Annotated in this window: 1 protein-coding gene; it reads left to right on the top strand. The window is 59.3% G+C overall.

Annotated features, from left to right (window positions below; all coding sequences use genetic code 11):
• The first annotated feature begins 52 nt into the window (after window positions 1–52).
• A protein-coding gene (locus tag DFS13_RS39665) for an IS3 family transposase (protein WP_233634785.1) occupies window positions 53–1,416 on the top strand; the annotation gives its coding sequence in 2 pieces (ribosomal slippage) (window positions 53–524 and window positions 524–1,416; 1,365 coding nt in all).
• Window positions 1,417–1,451 lie beyond the last annotated feature (35 nt).

Genomic DNA, 1,451 nt, shown 5'->3' with positions numbered 1-1,451 from the left:
GTGAACTGCACCCCAAAAGTTGGACACCGATCCAACCTTTGGGGTGTTTTTCATGGCGAAGTACGCTGAGCGGTTTCGACTGCAGGTAGTTCAGGAGTATCTGGGAGGCGAGGCCAGCACACGCACGCTCGCGGCCCGGTATGGGGTTGGGCGTACGGTCATCCGGCGCTGGGTGGCGAGCTACCGGGAGCACGGCGCAGCTGGACTGAGCAGGAAAGTCGGTCAGTACGACGCCCGGTTCAAGTTGTCGGTGCTACAGCGCATGCAGCGTGACGGGCTGTCGTATGGCCAAACGGCAGCGTTGTTTGACATTCGAAGCGCCGGGCACGTGTCAACCTGGGAGCGCCTGTATCATGAGGGCGGTTTCGATGCACTGTCCTCTCGCCGACGAGGGCGCCCCCGAAAGATGGCCACTTCACTTCCGCCCAAACCCACTGAAGCCGGTTCGCCGGACGAACGCTCGCGCGAGGAATTGCTCAAGGAAAACGAGTATCTGCGCGCGGAGGTGGCGTACCTAAAAAAACTCGATGCGCTGCTGCAAGCGAAGAAGCAGGCAGCGCAAAAGAAAAAGCGCAAATAGTGCGTGAACTCCGGCAGCGTCATCCGGTGGCGGCACTTCTGAAGGCGGCCGGCTTGGCACGCAGCACGTTCTATTACCAACTCAGGACGCTGGGTGCCGACGATCGTCACGCCGATCTGAAAGCGCAGATCCGGACGGTGTTTGAACGCCACAAGGGCCGCTACGGCTATCGACGCGTCACGGCCGCGATTCGGCAGGCTGGCCATCTCGTCAACCATAAGACGGTGCAACGGCTCATGCAGCAATTGCAACTGAAGTCCTGGGTGCGTCCGAAGAAATACCGCGCGTGGCAAGGCGAGATCGGCACGGCCGCACCGAACCTGCTGCAACGCCAGTTCGAGGCCACCGGCGCCAATCAGAAGTGGGTGACGGATGTGACCGAATTCAAGGTCAACGGCCAGAAGCTGTATCTGTCGCCGGTGATGGACCTGTACAACGGCGAGATCGTGGCCTACCAGATGGACAGACGACCGAGCTTCGAGTTGGTCAAGCACATGCTGAGGAAGGCGCTGGCTAAACTTCCGCGCCAAGACAAGCCGTTGCTGCATTCGGATCAAGGCTGGCACTACCGGATGTCGGAGTTCCGCCGGAAACTGGCACGACGCGGGTTGACGCAGAGCATGTCTCGCAAAGGCAATTGCCTCGACAACGCCGCAATGGAAAGCTTCTTCGGCACGCTCAAGTCCGAGTGCTTCAAGCAGCAGCGCTTCACTTGCGTGGAGCAATTACGCGAGACGCTGGAGCGCTACATCCATTACTACAACCACGAACGCATCAAGCTCAAACTGAAAGGACTGAGTCCCGTGCAATACAGAACTCAGTCCTTGGGTGCCTAGCTTTTAACCGTCCAACTTCGTGGGGTCAGTTCACG

It is taken from the genome of Burkholderia sp. 28_3, from assembly GCF_003253915.1.
In the GTDB taxonomy this organism is placed as follows: Bacteria; Pseudomonadota; Gammaproteobacteria; order Burkholderiales; family Burkholderiaceae; genus Burkholderia; species Burkholderia cenocepacia.
The sequence above is the reverse complement of the archived record's forward strand: the minus strand, read 5'-3'. Positions and strand labels throughout refer to the sequence as shown.